Below are 18,602 nucleotides of genomic sequence, written 5' to 3' on the forward strand. Positions count from 1 at the left end.
CACCGACCTGTCCGTCCACACCCGCGACCACCTCGACGCCGTCGCCGCCGAACTCAACGGCCGCCCACGCAAAACGCTCGGCTGGGAAACCCCAGCCGAGCGCCTGCATAAACTACTCGCGGCCTGATCAAACCGACCACGTGTTGCGACGATCCCTAGAAACCGCCAACAGCCGGCGCGGGCCCTCATTGGTCTGAACCGCTGACGCCCTACTGCTGAGAGGCCGGCGGTGCCTGCGGCGGCTGTTGCCCGGGGTGGCCGTAGCCGTAACCGCCGGGTGGGACCGGTCCCTGGGGATCGTCCTGACCCGGCCGTCCCGGATGGGGAGGTTGCGCGGGGACGGCTCCGGGCTGCGCCTGCGGCGGCCCGGCCGGGTTGGGCACGGACTGTGCCGGGCGCGGCGGCGTCTGCTGCCACGGCTGCTGCACACCCGGCATCGGTCCGCCGTACGGCGGCTGGCCGCCCTGAGGAGGCTGCCCGGAGTACTGCGGATGCTGCGGACCACCGGGCTGGGGCGGCTGGCCGGGGTGCTGTGGAGGCTGCCCCGGGTGCTGCGGCTGCTGGGGGTCCGGCGCGTAGGGGAGGCCCGGCTGCGGCTGGCCCCCGTACGGCTGGTTGGGCATCGGCGGCGCCATGTGCGGCGGCTGGTGCCCCTGGCCCGCGGAGGTCCACAGGCCCTGCGCCTGCTGGGCCCGGGCGAAGTCCTCCGCGACCATCGCGGACAGGTTGAAGTACGCCTCACGCGTCTTCGGGCGCATCATGTCCAGGTCGACCTCGGCGCCCGCGGAGAGGTGCTCGTCGAACGGCACGACCACGACGCCGCGGCAACGGGTCTCGAAGTGCTGCACGATGTCCTCGACCTTGATCATCTTTCCGGTCTCGCGGACACCGGAGATGACGGTGATCGAGCGCTGCACCAGCTCCGCGTAACCGTGCGCCGAGAGCCAGTCGAGCGTCGTGCTCGCGCTGCTCGCCCCGTCCACGGACGGGGTGGAGATGATGATCAGCTGGTCGGCGAGGTCCAGCACGCCGCGCATCGCGCTGTAGAGCAGACCGGTCCCGGAGTCGGTGAGGATGACCGGGTACTGCTTGCCCAGCACGTCGATCGCGCGTCGGTAGTCCTCGTCGTTGAACGTGGTCGAGACGGCCGGGTCCACGTCGTTGGCGATGATCTCCAGGCCGGAAGGCGCCTGCGAGGTGAACCGGCGGATGTCCATGTACGAGTTGAGATACGGGATCGCCTGGACCAGGTCGCGGATGGTCGCGCCGGTCTCGCGCCGCACCCGTCGCCCGAGCGTGCCCGCGTCCGGGTTGGCGTCGATCGCCAGGATCTTGTCCTGCCGCTCGGTGGCCAGGGTGGCGCCCAGCGCGGTGGTGGTCGTCGTCTTGCCGACGCCGCCCTTGAGGCTGATGACGGCGATCCGGTAGCAGGACAGCACCGGTGTGCGGATGAGGTCGAGCTTGCGCTGCCGCTCGGCCTCCTCCTTCTTGCCGCCGATCCTGAACCGGGCCGAGGCGGAGGGATTGCGGCTCGACTTGGCCTTGGGCTTGGTGTTCCGCAGCAGACGGTCGGACGAGAGTTCCACCGCGGCGGTGTATCCCAGCGGAGCACCCGGAACGGAACGCTCGCGCTGGTCGTGCGCGACGGGCTGGGGCCAGGCCGCACCCGTCCGCGGGTCGACCGGGCCCGCCGGGGGCTGCTGTATCTGCCCGTGCGGATGCGGCTGTCCGGGACCCAGGCCCTGCTGCTCCTGCGCCGGCGACCCGGGAGCGGCCGGCACCGGGAGGTGCGGCGGCTGCCCGCCGTGGGGCGCCTGGTGCGGCGGCTGGGCGGGGACGCCGGGCTGACGGGCCCCCTGCGGGAAGCCGTAACCGCCCTGCGAGGGCTGGGCGTCGGGGCCCGGAGCGGCGGGCGGGAGCGGAGCACCGGGCTGCTGCGCCGGGGGCAGTCCCGGACCGTTTGCCGGCTGGGGGAAGCCGTAGCCGGCCTGCGGCGCCGCCGGGTCGGGGTTCTGTGCGCCCTGCCGGGGCTGGTGGTGCGCCGGTTGGGGGAAGCCGTAACCGGTCTGCGGGCCGACGGGGTTCTGGTCCTGGGCGCCCGGCTGGGGGAAGCCGTACCCGGGCTGACCGGGCGCCCCCGCGGTGGGCGACGGCGGCTCGGGCTGACCGGGCGACGGGTGCCGGGAGGCGGCGGCCGCGGGTTGGACCGAGGCCTGCGGCTGTACGGGCCACTGCGGCGCGGCGGGCGGCGCGGCGGGCGGGAAAGCCGGCGGCAGCGGGGGCAGACCGCCGCCACCCTGCGCGGCGCCGGCAGCGGGAGCCCACGGCTGTGTGGATGCCGGCGCCGGGGAGGCGTCCTGCGGCGTCACCGCAGGGGTGGCGGCGTGCGGGGCGGCGGGCGCGTGGACCGAGGCCTGCGGCGTGCTGTCGGCGGGCGCGGTGTCGCCGGGCGTGCCTTCGGTGGGAGCCGCGTCGGCCGGCCGGCGCTCGTGCGTGGCGTCGGCCCGGTCTGCGCGGGGCTCGGCATCGGCGGACTCGCCCGCCTCGAGCGCGCCGTGGGCCGCGTCCGCGCGCTCGCCCTCAGCCGCAGGGCCGTCCTGGGGCGCGACACCGTCGCCGCTCTGCTGATCGGCGGGGCTTCCGCCCTCGGCCGCCTCGCCCTCGGTGGCCGTGCTGCCGTCGACGTCCTCGGCCCCGTCACCTTCGGCGCGTTCGCCGGGCGCCTCGCCTTCGGCCGCGACGGAGTCGTCGTCGTACCGGCGGTCGGCCTCCGGGGCCGATGGCGGAGCCCCGTCGGCAACCCCGCCGGCCTCCTGCGCCGCCGCGGCGGCCGTCGCCTCGCGTTCCGCGACCTCACGCTTCAGCGCGGCGGGGGAGAAGCGCATCGTCGCCCCGCTCTCCACATCGCCACCGCCGAACGGCCTTGCCGCCGCGTCTCCCGGATCGGCGGAGGCATCGGCGGGCGCTGGACGACCCGGTGCGCCTCCGGCCGCATGAGCCGGATCCTGGACCGGATCGTGAGCCGGGACCTGAGCCGCGGCCGGTGCCGGCCCGGACCCGGGCGCCGGCTCGTGCGGGGGCGCGGGTGCCTGGTGGTACGCCGGCCCGGCGGACGGAGCGGGCGGCGGACGGTGCGCCGGGGCGGGCGCCGCCGGAGGCCAGTTCGGCTCGAAACCACTGCCCGGAGGCAGACCCGGCACGGTGACCGGAGCCCCGGACGGCGGTGGGGGAGTCGCCCCCTGCGTGGGGGAGCCGCCCGCCGGGCTCCCCGACGCGTTCTGCGTGTACCAGGCAGGCGGGGTGTAGTCGATGGTGAACTCACCCGTCATCTCCGAGGGCTCCGCGTCGGACTGATCGTCGACGGGCGTGTTCCAGCCCTCGCGGATCTCGTCCCGATCGCCGTTCACTTTGCCTCCTGTGGTCGAGCACCCTCGTGCCGTGGTGGGTGGGGGCGACCGTGACCGTCGTCGGTCCGCCCGGCTCTCCCCCGTACGACGCCGCGCACCTGCCCGCAGGTTCTTGCTGCGCCCTGACCCAGCCTAATCGCCAACACCGACGGTACGGCAGGCCGGACCGCCCTGGGCGAGAGTCCCGCACGTGACGACTCACCCACGCGTGACATGGGTACACCCGAGCGCGAGGGTCGAACAGGGCGTACTCCCGCGAACGCGTCAGTCCATACGGCGTGCGCTGCCCAGCAGTCCGGTCTCGGCGTCCGTAGCCGTCGTCATGACGAACTGCCGGTCCCCTCCCGTGCACCAAAGGGTCACGCCGTCGGCGAGCGTGGAGAGCGCTTCGGCCTCCGCGCGCGGCAGGTTCATGATGCGAGCGAGCTGAGCGGCTTCGTCCGGAGACACTCGCTGAATGCCGATCAGTCCCGACTTCTCCAGCAGTCGCGGAGCAACAGGACTGAGATAGGGAAGCAGTGTCACGACCGACTGCCAGGGAGCGGAGGCCACTCGGCCACGGGGGGGTCGCATCCCGCAGTCACGCACGACGACCACCGGGCTGCCGGCCGAGGGCCCCTGGGGCGGCACCCTGCCCACATCGTGCAGAGTGATGCACGGCTGCCCGCTGCCCGCCGCCTGCGCAAGGCCCGTCCAGGCAGGCGCACGGCCGGTCTCCACGGCGATACGCGCACCGGTTGCGGCCGCACGCAACGCTAGTACCTGGGCTGTCCACAATCCGCCGATCAGCGTGATGTCGTACGGCGTCGGGCGGTTGATGCCGAGTACCGCGGGCCGACCATCGGCGTCCACGCCGATCACCATGCCGTCGTCACCGACGGGCAGGGCCAGGGCCTCCAGTTGGTCCAGCGGGACTGCGTGACGGTTGCGCCGTGGACCGATGAGACCGAACCCGGTCCGCAGTTTGCCGCCGCGCGCCCGCGGCCCCTGGGTGGACTGCCCGGCTGAGACGGAGGAAGACGGAGATGGAACGGAAAACACGGACATCAGCGCGCACCTCCGAGCGGCAGCGTGGCGAGCATCCCCGGCAGCTGCTCGTGGTCGAGCCGGACCAGCCCGGTCTTCACCCCGCGCGCCGCACGCTCCAAGGCATGACGGGAGCTCACCAACTCCTCGTCGCTGCGTCCGGTGATGCGGACATGCCCGGTGACCGTCACCTCCTGCCGGTCACCATGCCCGAGCGTGAGACTGAACGTCGTGGCGAGCGCGGGCAGCGAGGTGAGCAGCGCGACGAGCTGTGGCATCGACGCGCCGCCGGCCGAACCGCGCCCACCCAGCTGGGGCCAGCGGCCCACCCAGTACGTCGTGTGTTTGCGGTCGTCGACGCGCCAAATGCGCGAAGTCTCATGGGTGCGTCGCCCGGGCACGTCCGCACGGCTCGCCTGCGCAGTCGCCATTGGGTTGGCACACGTGGACGTCGCGATGGCGGAGGTGAGTTCCTGCTCGGTCAATACCGTTGCGCTGAATCCCGCACCGGTCAGCCGGCTCGCCAACTGGTCCGCCACCCGTACCAGACACTTCTGGGCCCCCCGCACGCCTCCACCGCGCGCGGCAACGGCCTCCGGGCACAGCTCCGGATCGAGCTTGAGCGCGATCCAGGTGATCCGCACCCCCGGCGAACCCGTCTGCGCCTGCAGCGGTGCGTAGTTCCGAGCGGCCACCGACTGCGGCGGCAGATGCGGCGCCGGTGCCGGCTGCGTGTGCTGAACTATCTGCGCGGATTCCAACCGGATGCCGTCGACGTCCATCACATCCCGAAGGAGACTCACGGGCAGGGGACGCGCGGCGCGGTCCGGGCGAAACGCTGTTCCCTCCGGCTCCACCTGCAGCAGTGCCGTGAGGAACGTTCCGTCGCCCACCATCCCCACTGGGCGCCGGTCGCGGTCGCTGTAGGAGCACGTCCGCAGGGCCGGGTCGCACTCGACGGCAGGCGCGAGTCCGGGCTCCGTGTCCGGCGGGAGAACCAGCGAAGCCGCTTTGCGGGACCGCGCACGCAGTGCGAGCACGGTGGACAACCACTCGGGAAGCGAGCGGTGGTGCCTGCGGGCCACTGCCAGCAGTACCAGCAGCGCGGCCACCGCCCCCGCAGGTACGAGCAACAGCGGCTCGAGGACCCAGGCGACGAGGAGGACCGAGGCGGCGCACTCGATCAGCACAAGCTGTTGCAACCGGAATGAACCGGCGCGACCCTGACGTGCCTTCAGGCGTGGCGCCACAGTCGCCTGCGGCACCGAAGGCGCCGACGAGGAGCCGGGCGCCGCAGCTGCGGCAGGCGCGGAGGACCGCGCGGCGGAGGCCGCCCGCCTGCGCGTCGTGGAAGCCATGATGGAGAAACCCCCAGTTCGTCCCGATCGCCCTGGCCTGCCGGAGCTTTGGCGGCCGCATCACCCTACCCGCCTGCCGGGCGCTCTCGATCAACAGGCATAGTAGGGGGCCGGTCCGACAACTGGCCCGGGGGGAACGTCACACCACCGGGGCGCCGGAGACCGCGGCTGTTTCGATCAATGGGGACTCATGGCATCACGGCGGGATGAGCTCAACGCATACACCTTTGCGAAGAAGCGCACGGTGGCCGCATTCCTCCAACCCTCTCCCACAGGCACCGAAGAGGGGGCGCCTCGCCCGCTGCGTGCCGTTGTTCCGGGTCTCGTGGTCGGAGCACTGGTCCTGGCCGGCTTCGGTGCCTGGGGCATGTTCAAGCCGAAAGCCCCCAAGGACTGGGACCGGCCCGGCACCAAGGTCATCGTCGGCAAGGAGTCCACCACCCGCTACGTGGTGCTGACCACCGGCAAGGGCAAGGACAAGAAGACCCTGCTGCACCCGGTGCTCAATCTGGCCTCCGCACGACTGCTGCTTACACCACAGCAGTTCGCCGTGATCCAGGTCAGCGACGACATCCTCGATGCGGGCGATCCGCCGCGCGGGCCCATCCTCGGTATTCCGTACGCCCCCGACCGGCTGCCCAGTGACAAGGAGGCGGCGAAGCCCAAGCGCTGGGCCGTCTGTGAACAGCCGGGCGGAGGCAAGGGGGCAAACGTGCAGAAGGCCACGTTCGTCCTCGCCGAACGCGACATGTCCCGGACGGAGGGCAGGGAGAAGCTGACCGGTGGTCAGGTGCTCTACGTGAAGAGCGGTAACGGCGCCCGCTATCTGGTGGACGCGGGCGGCACCAAGTACCTGGTGCGTGCGAAGGGTTCTGACGCCGCCGTCCTCACCCGTGCCCTGGTCGGCAGCAAGCAGCCGCAGGCCGTCACAGACGACTGGCTGGCCACACTGCACGACGGCAGCCCGGTCGACTTCCCGGAGATCCGAGGCACCGTCGGCGCGAGCGCGGGAATCGGTGGCGGACTCGACGAGAGCGAGGACCGGGTCGGCATGGTCCTGCGGGCGCAGACCGGCTCCGGGCCGCAGCACTACGTCGTGCTACCCGGAAAGGTCCAGCCGGTCTCCGACTTCACGGCCTGGCTGCTCATCAACTCACCGCAGACCGACGACCTCGACATGGACGGCAAGGCCGCCACTGTGGACGCGGCGTCGTTCGAACCCGAGGCAGAGGCCTTCGGCGCAACGTACCGCTGGCCGTCGAAGCGGGCCGAGCAGGTCAACTCCACGGGCGGCGGCGGCGCCAGGGACACGGTCTGCAGCGTCCTGCGCAAGGTTGACGACAAGGGACGTACGAGCCTGTCGACCTGGGCCGGTACCGCGTACCCGGCGGAGATCACCGCCAGCGGCACGAGCACCTACGTCACCCCCGGCAGCGGCCTGCTCTACACCCAGGTACAGGGCAAGCAGACCGCGCCCGACGGCTCACTCTTCCTGGTAACGGACACAGGTCTGCGGTACGCGGTCCAGGCGAACGGGGACAGCGACGCGGCCCGCTCCGGCATCGGCACCGGCGAACAGCAGAAGCAGCAGGACGGCCGGCCCGAGCCCAGCCAGGCACAAGTCCGCCTCGGCTACGAGAAGGTCACGCCCGCTCTGGTACCGATCAACTGGTCGGAGTTCCTGTCCAAGGGGCCGCGGTTGGACACCAACAGCGCCCGTCAGCCGCAGGGTTCGTGAGGGGTGCGCCAGTGACGTACCGCACGACCGCCCTGCTGGCCGTCGCCCTCACCGGTCTGATCGCCCTGCCGTCGGCCGCCTACGCGGCAGATCCTCCCGTCGGCGCCGAAACGGCGCTGAACGGCAACGGCGAGTGCACCTTCCCGATGAAGAAGCAGATCGCCGACACTCCCTGGCCGCTCCAACGGGTACTCCTGGACGAGCTGTGGCAGGACACCAAGGGCAAGGGAGTGAGGGTCGCCGTTATCGACACCGGCGTCGACGATGTCAATCCGCAGCTCAAACAGGCTGTTGACGCGTCGGCCGGCAAGGACTTCCTGAAGCCCGACAAGGACTCCCGGGACGCCAAGCGCGGGAAGACCGACGGCACGGTCGACGACGTCGGCCACGGCACCAAGGTCGCCGGCATCATCGCCGCCCGCCCTCGCAACGGCACCGGCTTCGTCGGCCTCGCCCCCGAGGCCACGATCATCCCGATCCGCCAGAACGATGAGAGGAACAGCGGCAAGTCCAACACGATGGCGCAGGCGATCGATCACGCCATCGCCGAGAAAGCCGACGTCATCAACATCTCCCAGGACACGACGCAGCCGCTGACCGCGCAGTCGGACCTGGGCAGGGCGGTCGCGCGTGCCATCGGGAACGACATCGTCGTGGTTGCCTCGGCCGGCAACGACGGCATCAAGGGCGAACTCAAGAAGACCTACCCGGCCGCCTTCGACGGCGTGCTCGCCGTCGCCTCGTCCGACCGGAACAACGAACGCGCCCCGTTCTCGCAGGCGGGCGACTTCGTGGGGGTCGCGGCACCGGGTGTCGACATCGTCTCCACCGTTCCGGGCGGCGGGCAGTGCGTCGACAACGGCACCAGCTTCTCGGCCCCGTACGTCGCGGGCGTCGCGGCGCTGCTGCGCGCGAAGTACCCGAAGTGGAAGGCGCACCAGGTCGTCGCGCAGATCGAGCAGACGGCGGAGCGCTCCATCAACGGCCGTGACAACTACGTCGGTTGGGGCGTGGTCGACCCGGTGCGAGCTCTGGACGGCGCCGCCGGCCCCATCGAGGCACCCACCCCGGACCCGGGCCCGCCCAAACCCCCGGCGCCGGAACCGGCACACCTGGCGATGAGTGAAACCCCGCAGGAACGCGACGAACGCCTGGCGACGTACGCCCTGGGCGTCGCCGGGGTCCTTGTCGCGGTGGTGGGGGGCACCGCGACCGTGATCCGGGACACCGGCCGCAGACGCCGAAGGTACGGCCATGCAAAGTGAGTTGGCCCTCACCACGGACTCGTAACTCGTGTTGGGTCGTGAGCGGGTATTGACTAGAGTGGTGATCGGATTCGCGAGTGTGACGAGGGGGCACTGAAGTGGAAGCGCCGATCGGGGGCGGCAAAGGTCTGGATGTCAAGGGGGTAACCCTCCAGACGTTCCAGAACCGCATGGACGAACTTCTGACCTCCCTGGCGGAGTCGCCGGCGGAGCACAAGAAGATCGGTGAGCAGAAGGTCACCACGGATTCCTACGGCACGGGCTTCAGCGCGGCCACGGACCTCCACGCCGCGTACGAGAAGGTACGCGCCCGCCTGGAGGGCCTGTCGCGGACGTTCGGTGAGACGATCGAGGCGCTGGGCATCCGCGTCGCGATCGCCGAGAAGGGCTACGCGGGCGTCGACCAGGAGGAAAGGGACCGCTTCGCGGAGATCCAGAAGCGGACCGAGGACTTCTACAAGCCCGACGCCACTCAAGACGGCGCGAGCAAGGACGAGGCCAAGCCGAAGCAGCGCACCGACACCGGCGATTCCGGCGGATTCAGCTGACGGGGGAGTAGGAAGACATGGCAGGAAGCGAGTTCGAGGGCAAGTCCCTGGACGCTCTGTACGCGATGATCGCCTCCGCCAAGCCGGGCGAACTCACCGCGGTGGGCGACGCCTTGGAAGCGGCAGTGCCGGAGATCATCAACATCGCCACGGATCTGCGCCTCTATATCGACAACGTGAAGTGGCAGGGCGAGGGCGGTGACGCCTTCCGCCTCTGGGGCGCCGACATGGTCTCCGAGACCCTGAGGCTCGGCGACTTCACCCAGGTCGTGGCCAGCGAGATGCAGCGCGCGGGTCAGGCACTGAGCGAGGCCAAGCAGGCCATCCCGAAACCGGCCGGCATGTGCTTCGCGGACCCGGAGAAGGAGAAGGCCCGTATCGAGGCGGAGACGGGCCCGAAGCTCCAGGAGGCGATCCATCAGCTGGAGCGACTGTCGTCGTACTACAAGACGACGCAGGACCGGATCGCGACAGAGCCGGAGCCGGAGTTCAAGCCGCTCGAGGCACAGCGCTCCGGGGAACGCGCCTACGGCGCAGGGGCTGGTGCGGGCTCCACCTACTCTTCCGGTTCAGCCTCCTTCGGTGGAGGCCAGTACTCGACGACAGAGGCAGTCCCGGCGAGCTCTACCAGCCGGGGGCAGGTTTCGGAGCCGGTAAGCCGTCCGTCGGCATCGCCGGCGCTGGAGGCCCCCGTTGGCACGAACCTGGCCACGGCCGGCACGCTCCCCCCGGAGACATCCACCCGCCCTGGACCGCCGGCCCCGGTAGCGCTGCCTACGGCTGGTGGGTTGAACACCCAGCCCGGTCCGCTCGTCCCGCCCGTCGCACCGGTGGTGGGCCCGCAGACCGGCGGTGGCCCGTCCCGAGCGCCGTCCGTTCCGGCCGGCACCGGGGGACCGCGCGGTAGCGGTCCGTTGGGCGCATTGCCGCCTCGCGTCGGCGGGGGTGAGGGCATCGTCGGCGGCAAGCAGATGCCGGGCCGGGCCAGCGGCTCCATCGGGCCTCGGTTCCCCATGGGAACCGTGGTCGGTGAGGAGCGTGCAGGGTTCGGACGTGGGGCTGGGATGCCTGGGCACGGTGCCGGAATGCAGGGCGCACCCGGTGTTGGTACTGGTGCGGGTGGTGGCCGTCGGCTGGCGAGCCAGCCCAGTGGAACCACCGGTGCCTCTGCTGCGTCCGGGATCAGTGGGCGTGGCGCCTTCACCCCCGGCGGGTCCGGTCTGGTCCGTCCGCCTGGCACGACCACCTCGTCCCAGGAAGAGCGAAGGGCGTCCGCCGCGCGTCCGGACTACCTGGCCGAGGACGAAGAGACGTGGGCGATGGGGCAGCGCAAGATCGCCCCTCCCGTCATCGACTAGGAGCTCCCCTGATGTCTCCCCTTGCCCGACCCTTCCGTACACGTGCCTTCGGTCTTCTCGGCGCCCTCACGGCGGTCGTCGCTTCCTGGACGGTGGTAGCTCCCGCTGCCCATGCCGACGACATGCGTTCGCGTCAGTGGTACCTGGACGCCATGAAGGCCGACGAACTGTGGAAGGTGTCCACGGGCAAGGGGATCACAGTCGGAGTCCTGGATACGGGCATTGATTCAACGGTGTCTGAGCTCCATGGCGTCAAGGTGCTGCCGGGCCGTAATTTCTATGGCGAAGGACCGGGTCGTGTGGACAACAAGGACACTGATCGGCACGGTACCAACATGGCCATCACCATCGCGGGTAACGGGGCAAACGGTGGAATCAAAGGCCTCGCACCCGACGTAACCATTCTGCCGGTGAAGACAGGCTCAGCCGTGGACGTCGGCAACGTGACGGCCGCCACCGAGGGCATCCGGTACGCCGTCGACAACGGCGCTCGAATCCTCAACATGTCCTTTGGCGGCTACAGGCAGGATAGAGCCGAGATCGGACGATGGCAGGCGGCAGTGGATTATGCCCTCCAGAAGGGGGCCCTACTCTTCGCTGCTTCAGGTAACGACGGTCTGGAAACGGACAGTTATCCGGCCTCGGCCCCCGGCGTGGCCGCAGTAGGAGCCCTGGACAACAAAGGCAAGGTCACCAAGTTCTCCAACCACGGTGACTACGTGGCGCTCGCCGCACCCGGCGACGACATGCCTGGTCGCTGCTCCAGCGACAAGAACACGTACTGCGAGACCTTCGGCACCAGCCAGGCCACCGCCGTCGCCTCCGCCTCCGCCGCGCTCATCTGGTCCGCCCATCCTGACTGGACCGCCAACCAGGTCCTGCGCGTCATGATGGAGACCGCGGGCCACAACGGTCCCGTCCCCAGCAAGTACATCGGCTACGGCTCCATCCGCCCTGCCCAAGTCCTCCTGGAGGGCAAGGGCGACCCGGGCCCGCCCGACGTCAACCCGCTGCTCGCCGCACGAGCGAGCCAGTCACCCGCACCACAGACCTCCCCCTCTCCTGAGAGCACGGGGGCAGGCGACAACGGCCAGCCGTCCCAGGAATCGCCGTCCAAAGCGCCTGAGGCGGCAGCCGGGTCCGATGAGGGCGGCATACCGCTCTGGGCCATCGTCGCCAGTGCCGCCGCGGGCGTCGTCATCATCGGCGTCGTAGCGGCGGTGAGCGTACGCAGCAGGAGAGCGTAGCTACACGCATGACGACAACTCCAACAACAAGGAGCTTCATATGACCAGCCCCGCAGGCGGGTTCGGACTTGCCGACGATCCGGTCGTCCAGGCGAAGAACAAGATCATGGAGACCGGCACCGAGGTGAGCAAGCAGGCTCGCGAGCTGGCCAACATCCTCGAGACCTGCAGCGCGGGTTGGACCGGTGTCGGTGCCGCGGGATTCAAGAAGGCCCAGGTCCTGCTCAACGAGGACCACGACACGATCCGCCGGCTGCTCAACGTGCTGCTGAACGCCGTGGGCGAGACCAAGAACCTCAGCAACGCCAACGACGACGAAGTCCGTGCTTCGTTCGCCGCTGCCAATTCCGCTCTGAACAACGTCTGAGCGATACCGACGCGCCACGTTCACTGAAACACCGCGAGGAGAACATCATGGCCGACGACATCGGCACCAAGGTCCGGTATGAGAGCGTCCAGGAGATGGCGAACCGCATTCGCACCGTCTCGAAGAACATCGTCAACGACCTGGTTGAGATGGACCAGGCGCTCAAGGTGGTGACCGGCACCTGGGACGGTGAGGCGCACCGCGAGTACGAGATCCTTCAGGGCAAGTACAAGAAGCGCGCTGAGGACATGAGGGACCGTCTGGAACTCGTCGCCCAGATCGTCGAACGGGGCAAGGACAGCTACCGGGCAACGGACATCAAGGGTTCACGGCTCTTCACCGAGTCCTTCTGATACACACCCCCACGGGGGTACGAGAAGGGGCCCGCTCCACCCGGAGCGTGCCCCTTCTGGCGTGTTCGGGACCGGCTTGGTTCTCAACGTCGGTCGAATGCCCCGCCCACGGTCCCACGGGTGGTCCAGGTTCACCGACTCCGTGGGACACCCCCTGGCCCCATGGCGCGGACATCGGACCGGTGCAGTTCACTTGTCGGGGCCGGCGTTGGAGGTGTCGGGCGCGCTCTCGGTGGGCTGTTCCTCGTCCCTGTCCAGCACAAAGGACCCACGACCCGGCACAGTGCGGACGTACCCCAGCTCGGCGAGCAGCGCGACCACCTTGCCGGCTTCCGGCGCTTCGCTCGCCGTACGGGCTGGACGTGCGGCTGGACGGCGCCGACACAGCTCTGGTCCGCCCTTACCTCGTCGCGGACGAGGAGCGGGCGCGGCGACTCACCGTGGCCCCGGCGGCGGGCCGATGAGTGCGGAGCCCGTCTGCTTCCGTTGCGGTGATCGGCACGGCCCCTGGCGGCCGACGGGCGAGCATTACCCGTCCGGCGAGCCGGTGCTCGTATGCACCGCCTGCCCGAGGCTAATGCGCGGAACCGCCCGCCGCGCGGTGCGGATGTGTGCGCTGCGAGACGCTGACGGACGCCCCGGTCGTGGTCGCCGAGGTGCACGCGGGCTCGGGGCCGGGTTTCAACGTCTTCGCCTGTCCGGCGTGCGCCCCGCTGCTCCCGAAGCCGCCGGACGCGTTCGACCTGCTGGCGATGGGTCGGCACGGGCGGCTGGTGGACACGGAGGAAGAGAAGCGGCAGCCCGACCGTGGACATGACGAAGGGGGAGGGGCCCCCTCCGCAGAGCGGACCCCTCCCCCTTCTCGAGTCGGCTCAACTCACTGCAGGTCGAACTCCCCGTCCTTGGCGCCCAGGACGAACGCGCGCCACTCGGCCTCGGTGTAGCGCAGGACGGTCTCCGGGTCCAGCGACGACCGCATGGCTACGGCGCCCCCTGGCAGGTAGGCGATCTCCACACGTTCCTCGTCGGGGCTCGTGCCCGGGGCGCCCTGCCACTCCACTTCACTGATGTCGAGCGCGTACAGTTCGTCCTTCTCCTGCTGAGTGCCCATCAGGCGCTTACCCTTCGTGCCGGTGGCGGTGGTGCGGCGTTGCGGGTCCAATTATCCGCAGGTCGAGGCGGCGTGGTGCAAGAACGGCCGACGAGCACGACCCGCCGGCTTACCCTGCGTGTCAGCCACCCATGACCTGGCTGCGGAACTCGGACATGGACATGGTCTTCTCCTTCGGCGGCAGGGTGATCGAGAACTTGTCCCCGAACGAGTCGTACGTCGTCGTGCTGGTCCGCCCGTCGCGCGAGGACTCCAGCAGGAGCAGATGCGAGGCGCCGCTCTCGATGAAGTAGGTGTCCTCCGCCGCCCCGGCGGAGACCCGGACGGCTGTGGTCTGCTTGCCGTCGAGCTTCCGGTCCTTTTCCGGTGCGAGTTCCGCCGTCTCGGAGATCGTGTAGTACACGTCGCAGCCCTGACCGGACTCGGTGGTCACGAAGACGTCAGTAAGGGCGTCGGGCACGGTGATCTGCTGCCCCCGCTGCTTCAACGCGTCCGCGAAGAGCGGGGCGCTCGTGTAGGTCGTGCCGTCTTTGCAGTACATCTCGCCGGACGTACCGCCTCCCGACGCCTCCAAACGGAACCCCTGCTCGGGGTCCGACCACATCTCCTGCTTCCCGCCACCGAACGCGGTGGTGGTGCCGGAGGAGTGGAAAGTGGTCTCGCGCATCGCCGTGTTGGCGCTCTTGACGATCTGCGTCGCCCCACCGCCCGACCCACCGACCTCCCCAGCGCCGGCGTCCTTGCTCGAGGCAGCGCTGTCGGTAGGCGTGGTGCCGCCTTCATCCTTTGCACAACCGGTCACAAACCCGGCGACTATCGCCAGGACGGCGAAGGAACGAAACACAGGCCGGATACGGGAAATCATTGATCTGTCACTTTCGGTATGAGGTGGAGTCCGTCTGAAATTCTGACGGTGATCTGCCAGGTGCCTGAATTTGCACGTAGATACTGTTCGTGGACGTCGAGGGCATAGTCCGCGAGCGCGGTGGCGAGAGGGAGGCTGAGCGCGGGGTCGAGTGTGAGTTCTTTCAAGTCCCCGAACCCGCGGGCGTTGTCTCGAGCATGGCTCTCCTCGTTCCACGTAGACAGGGGTCAGTTGGTGGTATCGGGCAGTACCTCTGCGTGGTGCCCGTCCCGCAGTCGTGGCCATGCAGAAACCAGGGCCGAAGCCATCCCTCTGTGCGAGGCTTCGGCCATTGGTGTGCCGGATGTGGATGATGCTCGACTCGTATCGGTTCTCCGCCGGGGCGTGATTACCGAGTGGAATCAGCTGCGAGGGACCTTAACCGCGGGACAGCCGTACTGCTTTCCCGCCGCGTCGAGGAAGGACTGGAACATCGCCTGGGACACCGCGGTCCAACGGCCCTTCCCTTCGTCGAGAAGAACGGAGGTGTACGTGTCATCCTGGCGCATACCGAAGTAGACATCCTTCCCGCTGCACTTCAGGATGGCCCGGCTGTAGCCGTCGATCTCACCCTGCCCCTGCGGCAGGTCCTTCCAGCCCGGCGTCCGCCGCAGGACATCGTTCACGATGCTGGGGTCGGACGTCGTGGAGAAGGAGACCTCCGCCTCCGCCGAACCGGAGAAACGCAGATCGCAGGTCCAGGAAGCGGAGGCAGTCCCGCTGACACGTTCCGCACCGGGCGTCACCTCCCCGTCGATGAGAGCATCGGCCGGGACCGCGAAGCCCTGCATTCCGCATGCCGAAGCCGTGTCTAGCTGCTTCTCCTCACCGGGGCCCTGCAAGGTGGGTCGCGTATCCCCCGCGCCGAGGGAGCAGCCCGCACTCTCGGTGACGCGTGCGGCCGCCTTGACAAGCAGGTCGGCCAGCTTGGATGGCTCCGCCGTGCCGCGTTCCAGACGCGCCTCGACCACGGTGACCTCATGTTCCGCCGGGAGACGCCGCCGGCCCAGTCCGAGGAAGCCCGCCTTGTCTCGGCACGAGGTCGGGAGCATGACCCAGCCGCGATCCGCCGAGACAGCGCCCGTGACGTTCCCCGAGAGATAGGACAAGGTGGCTGGGCTCTTCCAGGTCCTCGTCTGGAAGGCGAAGTCCGGGGCATACACCGCGGTATGCACATCGACCTTCATGGGCTCGGCACCCAGGAATTTACTCGTGCGCTCGACCGTGCAGCGGAATTCAGGCAGGCCCGTCGTACCAGATGACGAAACGCTGGAAATCCGTCCCTGCGTGTCCAATGCCGACGCCAGGTCCGACGGCGTCAGTTTCCCGTTGCAGAAACTGTCGTCGCCGAACAGGTTGGTGTTCCACCACGAGTACAGCCCAAGTGCTGTCGTCAAGGTGAGAACGCCGGTCGTGACCAGGGCCGCAATACGCTTGCTCTTCATCGAGGGAAGACTTTCTGTGCAGGTGCGGATGTGGCGGGTTGCGTCTTACTTGCGCTCCCTCAGGGCATCGAAGGCGATCTCGCGGGATCCGTTGTAGCTCTGTCGGGCTTCGTTCTGGACAACCTTCAGAGACTCGGAGTCCGTGGTGTGGGTGTTGGTGTTCCACTCCGCGAAGAACTTGTCGAGCGCGTCATGTGCGGCGTCGTTCTGTGCACTGAGCTTCTCACGCGCCAGCATGCCGTTCTCGGCCTGCACCGCCGTCATCCACTGGTTGAGCGAGATGTCTACCGAACGCTGGGCGATGTCACCGATGACGGGAATGCCCGTGATCGCGCCGCCACCTATGTGGTAGCCGTAGAAGCGCTTGTCGCCGGCCTCGGAGTTGGCGGCGTCCCGCTGTCCCAGATCGAGGTCGCCGCCGACCGCTGTGATCGTTCCGAAGACTTCACCGATCCGCTGGGCGCGGTTTTCCAGTGTCTTGGGGTTGGAGAAGTCGCCGTCGGCCAGTTGCTCGGCCATATAGCCCTGCTGCGCCTGGTAGATCAGGTCGAAGTTCTTGGCTTCCGTTGAACCATCGGGCACGTCAGAGACGCCACGCATCAGGCGCAGCAGGCTACCCCGACTGTTCTGGATCTGTGATTCGTCACCGTCTGCCAGCTCGTCGCCCTTGCCCGTCCGGCCTCCTGGCCCTTCACCGGCGATGATGTCGACCACGTCGGGTGAGTACGCGGCGAACGCACGGGCGAGCGGATCCCGCATGTTGGCGAACCCATCGCTCTTGAGGAGCTCGTCGGCCCTGCCCAGACGCTTCTCGTCGCCTTGCTTGCCCTCGGCTACGCCGTAGTCCAGCAGGTTGACGGTGTCGTGCATGATGCGTGCCTGAGCGTCGGAGTGGCGCCCCAGCTCCGCCGGTGTGCCCGGCGCTTGTCCGGTGGTGCCCGCCTCCAGCGCCAGTCCCAGTCCGGACCGGACGTCCACGTCGGAGGCGTCCTTGCCCGTGACCTCGATGTTGACGCGCCAGTCGGTCGTGTTGACGATGTCCCAGTCGCGGTCCTTCAGGAGGTACTTCAGCCGGTCCTTGTCGCCGTCGGCCGCCGGGTCGAGGTAGCCGGTCGCCGCCTCGGGGTCACGGCTCATCACCCTCAGTGCGCCGTCGACCGGGTCGTTGGCGAACCAGCCGTCATCCTTGCCCTCGAACTTGCCGTGAAGGTCCCAGATGTCCTTGTCCTTGCCCTCAGCGGCGATCATGTCGTCCGTGAGGTCGCCGAGGAACTGGGGCGAGTAGCCGCTGCCCTGCTGCATGAGGGTCACAAGACCCTGATAACCCCGGATCTCCTGGTCGTGGCCCCGACCGATGGCGATCTTGTCGCCGGCGACGTCCAGGTCGTACTTCTCGACTCCGGCCTTCTGCAGGTCGATCCGGAAGTCGTTGTAGAACTTGGCTTCGTCCGTCTGAGACCACTTAGCGAACTCGTCCTTATAGGCCGGTGTGCCATAGACGAGCTTCTTGCCGTCGGCGTCCTTGAAGTCCGGTACGCGGGTGGCGGTGGCCAGCGTGTTGGCCAGGCTGTGGTTCGCCTCGCCGTAGACGCCCTTGTTCTTGTTGTCCGAGTGCGCCTGGTCGTTCAGCTTGTTGGCGAGCGTGATCGTTCCTTCAGCGCCCAGCCTGTTGAGGAAGGTCTGGCCGAACTCCGTCCGATGGGCGAAAGCGGGGTTGTTGTTGTCACGGAGCGTCCGGTTGAGCTCAGCCACGTCCGCCGCGGAGACCTGCTCGCCGCTGTTGATCCTGGTGGCGATGTCCGTGGCGTTGCGCGCCTCGTACTCCTCGATGTCGCCCTGCGCCTTGGCGTTGAAGCCGACGCCGGCCGTCTCGTCGTTGCCGCCGTACCCCTCGTCCTTGACGACTCCTTCCAGGGCGATCTTCACGCCCCCGTCGGCGTCGTCGAACGCCTGAACCGCGTCCTTGATGCGCTTGGTCCAGGCTTCTTCGCGCTTGCGTTTGGCTGCTTGGGCCTCGGGGACGTGGGACAGTTCGTTCTGTTCCATGCGGCTGATGGACTTGGGGTCGCGCGTGGCCACGCCGTTCTCGTCGATCAGCATGTGATCTTCCTGGGCGGCCTTGATGATCGAGTCCAGTCGGCCTTTGAGCTCAGTGAACTGCTCGTGCGCGTCACGCAGGAGCTTGGCTATCGCCTTCGCCTGCGTCTGTGCCGCCGCGTACTCGTAGCGGGTGGCGGCGAAGTTCGTGTAGGCGGTGCTCACGGTGACGCCGGTCCAGTCCGGGCCCATCGTGATTTTCTGGACGCTGTCGCCGTAGCTGGTCTCGACCTTCTTGAACTCGCGTGCCACCTCGTCCCACTTGTCGGCCGCCGTGGTGAGGTGGCCGAACTTGGTGGTGGTGACTTCCTTGTATGTGAGCACTGTTTGTTCCCCGTTCTGCTCAGTTCCCGGCCGACTTGTCGCTGTGCCTGGTCA

The 18,602-nt window shown here is 68.9% G+C and carries 15 protein-coding genes and 1 pseudogene; 8 read left to right on the forward strand and 8 right to left on the reverse strand.

Features of this window, described 5'->3' with window-relative positions; all coding sequences use genetic code 11:
• A pseudogene (locus QMZ92_RS31405) lies at positions 1-127 on the forward strand (IS30 family transposase); the annotation flags it as partial.
• Between the two features lie 82 nt (positions 128-209).
• On the opposite strand, the gene QMZ92_RS31410 reads toward QMZ92_RS31405, so the two are convergent.
• The 3 genes from QMZ92_RS31410 to eccE form a co-directional block, all read right to left on the reverse strand.
• Positions 210-3,407 (reverse strand): SCO5717 family growth-regulating ATPase, encoded by a 3,198-nt coding sequence (locus tag QMZ92_RS31410; RefSeq protein WP_283300961.1) that lies wholly within the window; start codon positions 3,405-3,407, stop codon positions 210-212.
• A 264-nt stretch (positions 3,408-3,671) separates the two neighbouring features.
• Positions 3,672-4,454: a hypothetical protein gene (locus QMZ92_RS31415; protein WP_283300962.1), complete on the reverse strand. Its 783-nt coding sequence runs from the start codon at positions 4,452-4,454 to the stop codon at positions 3,672-3,674.
• On the reverse strand, positions 4,454-5,791 hold the full coding sequence (gene eccE / locus QMZ92_RS31420) for a type VII secretion protein EccE (protein WP_283300964.1): 1,338 nt from the start codon (positions 5,789-5,791) through the stop codon (positions 4,454-4,456). The genes QMZ92_RS31415 and eccE overlap by 1 nt, the downstream gene beginning before the upstream one ends.
• A gap of 190 nt (positions 5,792-5,981) precedes the next feature.
• On the opposite strand from eccE, the gene eccB reads away from it, so the two are divergent.
• The 7 genes from eccB to QMZ92_RS31455 all read left to right on the forward strand — a co-directional run bounded on the left by eccB (position 5,982) and on the right by QMZ92_RS31455 (position 12,667).
• The gene (eccB, locus tag QMZ92_RS31425) at positions 5,982-7,529 is read left to right on the forward strand and encodes a type VII secretion protein EccB (protein ID WP_283300965.1); all 1,548 of its coding nucleotides are present in this window, start codon (positions 5,982-5,984) and stop codon (positions 7,527-7,529) included.
• 11 nt (positions 7,530-7,540) lie between these two features.
• Positions 7,541-8,794, forward strand: coding sequence for a type VII secretion-associated serine protease mycosin (gene mycP, locus QMZ92_RS31430; protein WP_283300966.1), 1,254 nt, complete (start codon positions 7,541-7,543; stop codon positions 8,792-8,794).
• Between the two features lie 98 nt (positions 8,795-8,892).
• On the forward strand, positions 8,893-9,342 hold the full coding sequence (locus QMZ92_RS31435; RefSeq protein ID WP_502962177.1) for a DUF2563 family protein: 450 nt from the start codon (positions 8,893-8,895) through the stop codon (positions 9,340-9,342).
• A gap of 17 nt (positions 9,343-9,359) precedes the next feature.
• Positions 9,360-10,700, forward strand: coding sequence for a WXG100 family type VII secretion target (locus QMZ92_RS31440; protein ID WP_283300968.1), 1,341 nt, complete (start codon positions 9,360-9,362; stop codon positions 10,698-10,700).
• 11 nt (positions 10,701-10,711) lie between these two features.
• Complete coding sequence (locus tag QMZ92_RS31445) at positions 10,712-11,947, forward strand: S8 family serine peptidase (protein ID WP_283300969.1); 1,236 nt, start codon at positions 10,712-10,714, stop codon at positions 11,945-11,947.
• A 40-nt stretch (positions 11,948-11,987) separates the two neighbouring features.
• Positions 11,988-12,314, forward strand: a complete 327-nt coding sequence (locus QMZ92_RS31450; RefSeq protein ID WP_138052782.1) for a hypothetical protein — start codon at positions 11,988-11,990, stop codon at positions 12,312-12,314.
• Between the two features lie 47 nt (positions 12,315-12,361).
• On the forward strand, positions 12,362-12,667 hold the full coding sequence (locus QMZ92_RS31455) for a WXG100 family type VII secretion target (protein ID WP_138052781.1): 306 nt from the start codon (positions 12,362-12,364) through the stop codon (positions 12,665-12,667).
• 189 nt (positions 12,668-12,856) lie between these two features.
• Here QMZ92_RS31455 and QMZ92_RS31460 read toward each other — a convergent pair whose 3' ends face one another.
• The 5 genes from QMZ92_RS31460 to QMZ92_RS31480 form a co-directional block, all read right to left on the reverse strand.
• Entirely contained in the window at positions 12,857-12,988 is a 132-nt protein-coding gene (locus QMZ92_RS31460) for a hypothetical protein (protein ID WP_283300987.1), read from the reverse strand.
• 556 nt (positions 12,989-13,544) lie between these two features.
• Positions 13,545-13,778, reverse strand: a complete 234-nt coding sequence (locus QMZ92_RS31465) for a DUF397 domain-containing protein (protein ID WP_283300970.1) — start codon at positions 13,776-13,778, stop codon at positions 13,545-13,547.
• 121 nt (positions 13,779-13,899) lie between these two features.
• Positions 13,900-14,445: a hypothetical protein gene (locus QMZ92_RS31470; RefSeq protein ID WP_283300971.1), complete on the reverse strand. Its 546-nt coding sequence runs from the start codon at positions 14,443-14,445 to the stop codon at positions 13,900-13,902.
• 599 nt (positions 14,446-15,044) lie between these two features.
• Positions 15,045-16,127: a hypothetical protein gene (locus QMZ92_RS31475; RefSeq protein WP_283300972.1), complete on the reverse strand. Its 1,083-nt coding sequence runs from the start codon at positions 16,125-16,127 to the stop codon at positions 15,045-15,047.
• Between the two features lie 45 nt (positions 16,128-16,172).
• Complete coding sequence (locus QMZ92_RS31480; RefSeq protein WP_283300973.1) at positions 16,173-18,548, reverse strand: hypothetical protein; 2,376 nt, start codon at positions 18,546-18,548, stop codon at positions 16,173-16,175.
• Between the last annotated feature and the right edge of the window lie 54 nt (positions 18,549-18,602).

It is taken from the genome of Streptomyces sp. HNM0645 (assembly GCF_030056615.1).
GTDB lineage: Bacteria > Actinomycetota > Actinomycetes > Streptomycetales > Streptomycetaceae > Streptomyces > Streptomyces marianii.

Coding starts and splice junctions, on each gene's coding strand:
- QMZ92_RS31415 (WP_283300962.1), bottom strand. CDS start 4,454: ATGTCCGTGTTTTCCGTTCCATCTCCGTCTTCCTCCGTCTCAGCCGGG.
- eccE (WP_283300964.1), bottom strand. CDS start 5,791: ATGGCTTCCACGACGCGCAGGCGGGCGGCCTCCGCCGCGCGGTCCTCC.
- eccB (WP_283300965.1), top strand. CDS start 5,982: ATGGCATCACGGCGGGATGAGCTCAACGCATACACCTTTGCGAAGAAG.
- QMZ92_RS31440 (WP_283300968.1), top strand. CDS start 9,360: ATGGCAGGAAGCGAGTTCGAGGGCAAGTCCCTGGACGCTCTGTACGCG.
- QMZ92_RS31445 (WP_283300969.1), top strand. CDS start 10,712: ATGTCTCCCCTTGCCCGACCCTTCCGTACACGTGCCTTCGGTCTTCTC.
- QMZ92_RS31450 (WP_138052782.1), top strand. CDS start 11,988: ATGACCAGCCCCGCAGGCGGGTTCGGACTTGCCGACGATCCGGTCGTC.
- QMZ92_RS31455 (WP_138052781.1), top strand. CDS start 12,362: ATGGCCGACGACATCGGCACCAAGGTCCGGTATGAGAGCGTCCAGGAG.
- QMZ92_RS31465 (WP_283300970.1), bottom strand. CDS start 13,778: ATGGGCACTCAGCAGGAGAAGGACGAACTGTACGCGCTCGACATCAGT.
- QMZ92_RS31470 (WP_283300971.1), bottom strand. CDS start 14,445: ATGCGCGAGACCACTTTCCACTCCTCCGGCACCACCACCGCGTTCGGT.
- QMZ92_RS31475 (WP_283300972.1), bottom strand. CDS start 16,127: ATGAAGAGCAAGCGTATTGCGGCCCTGGTCACGACCGGCGTTCTCACC.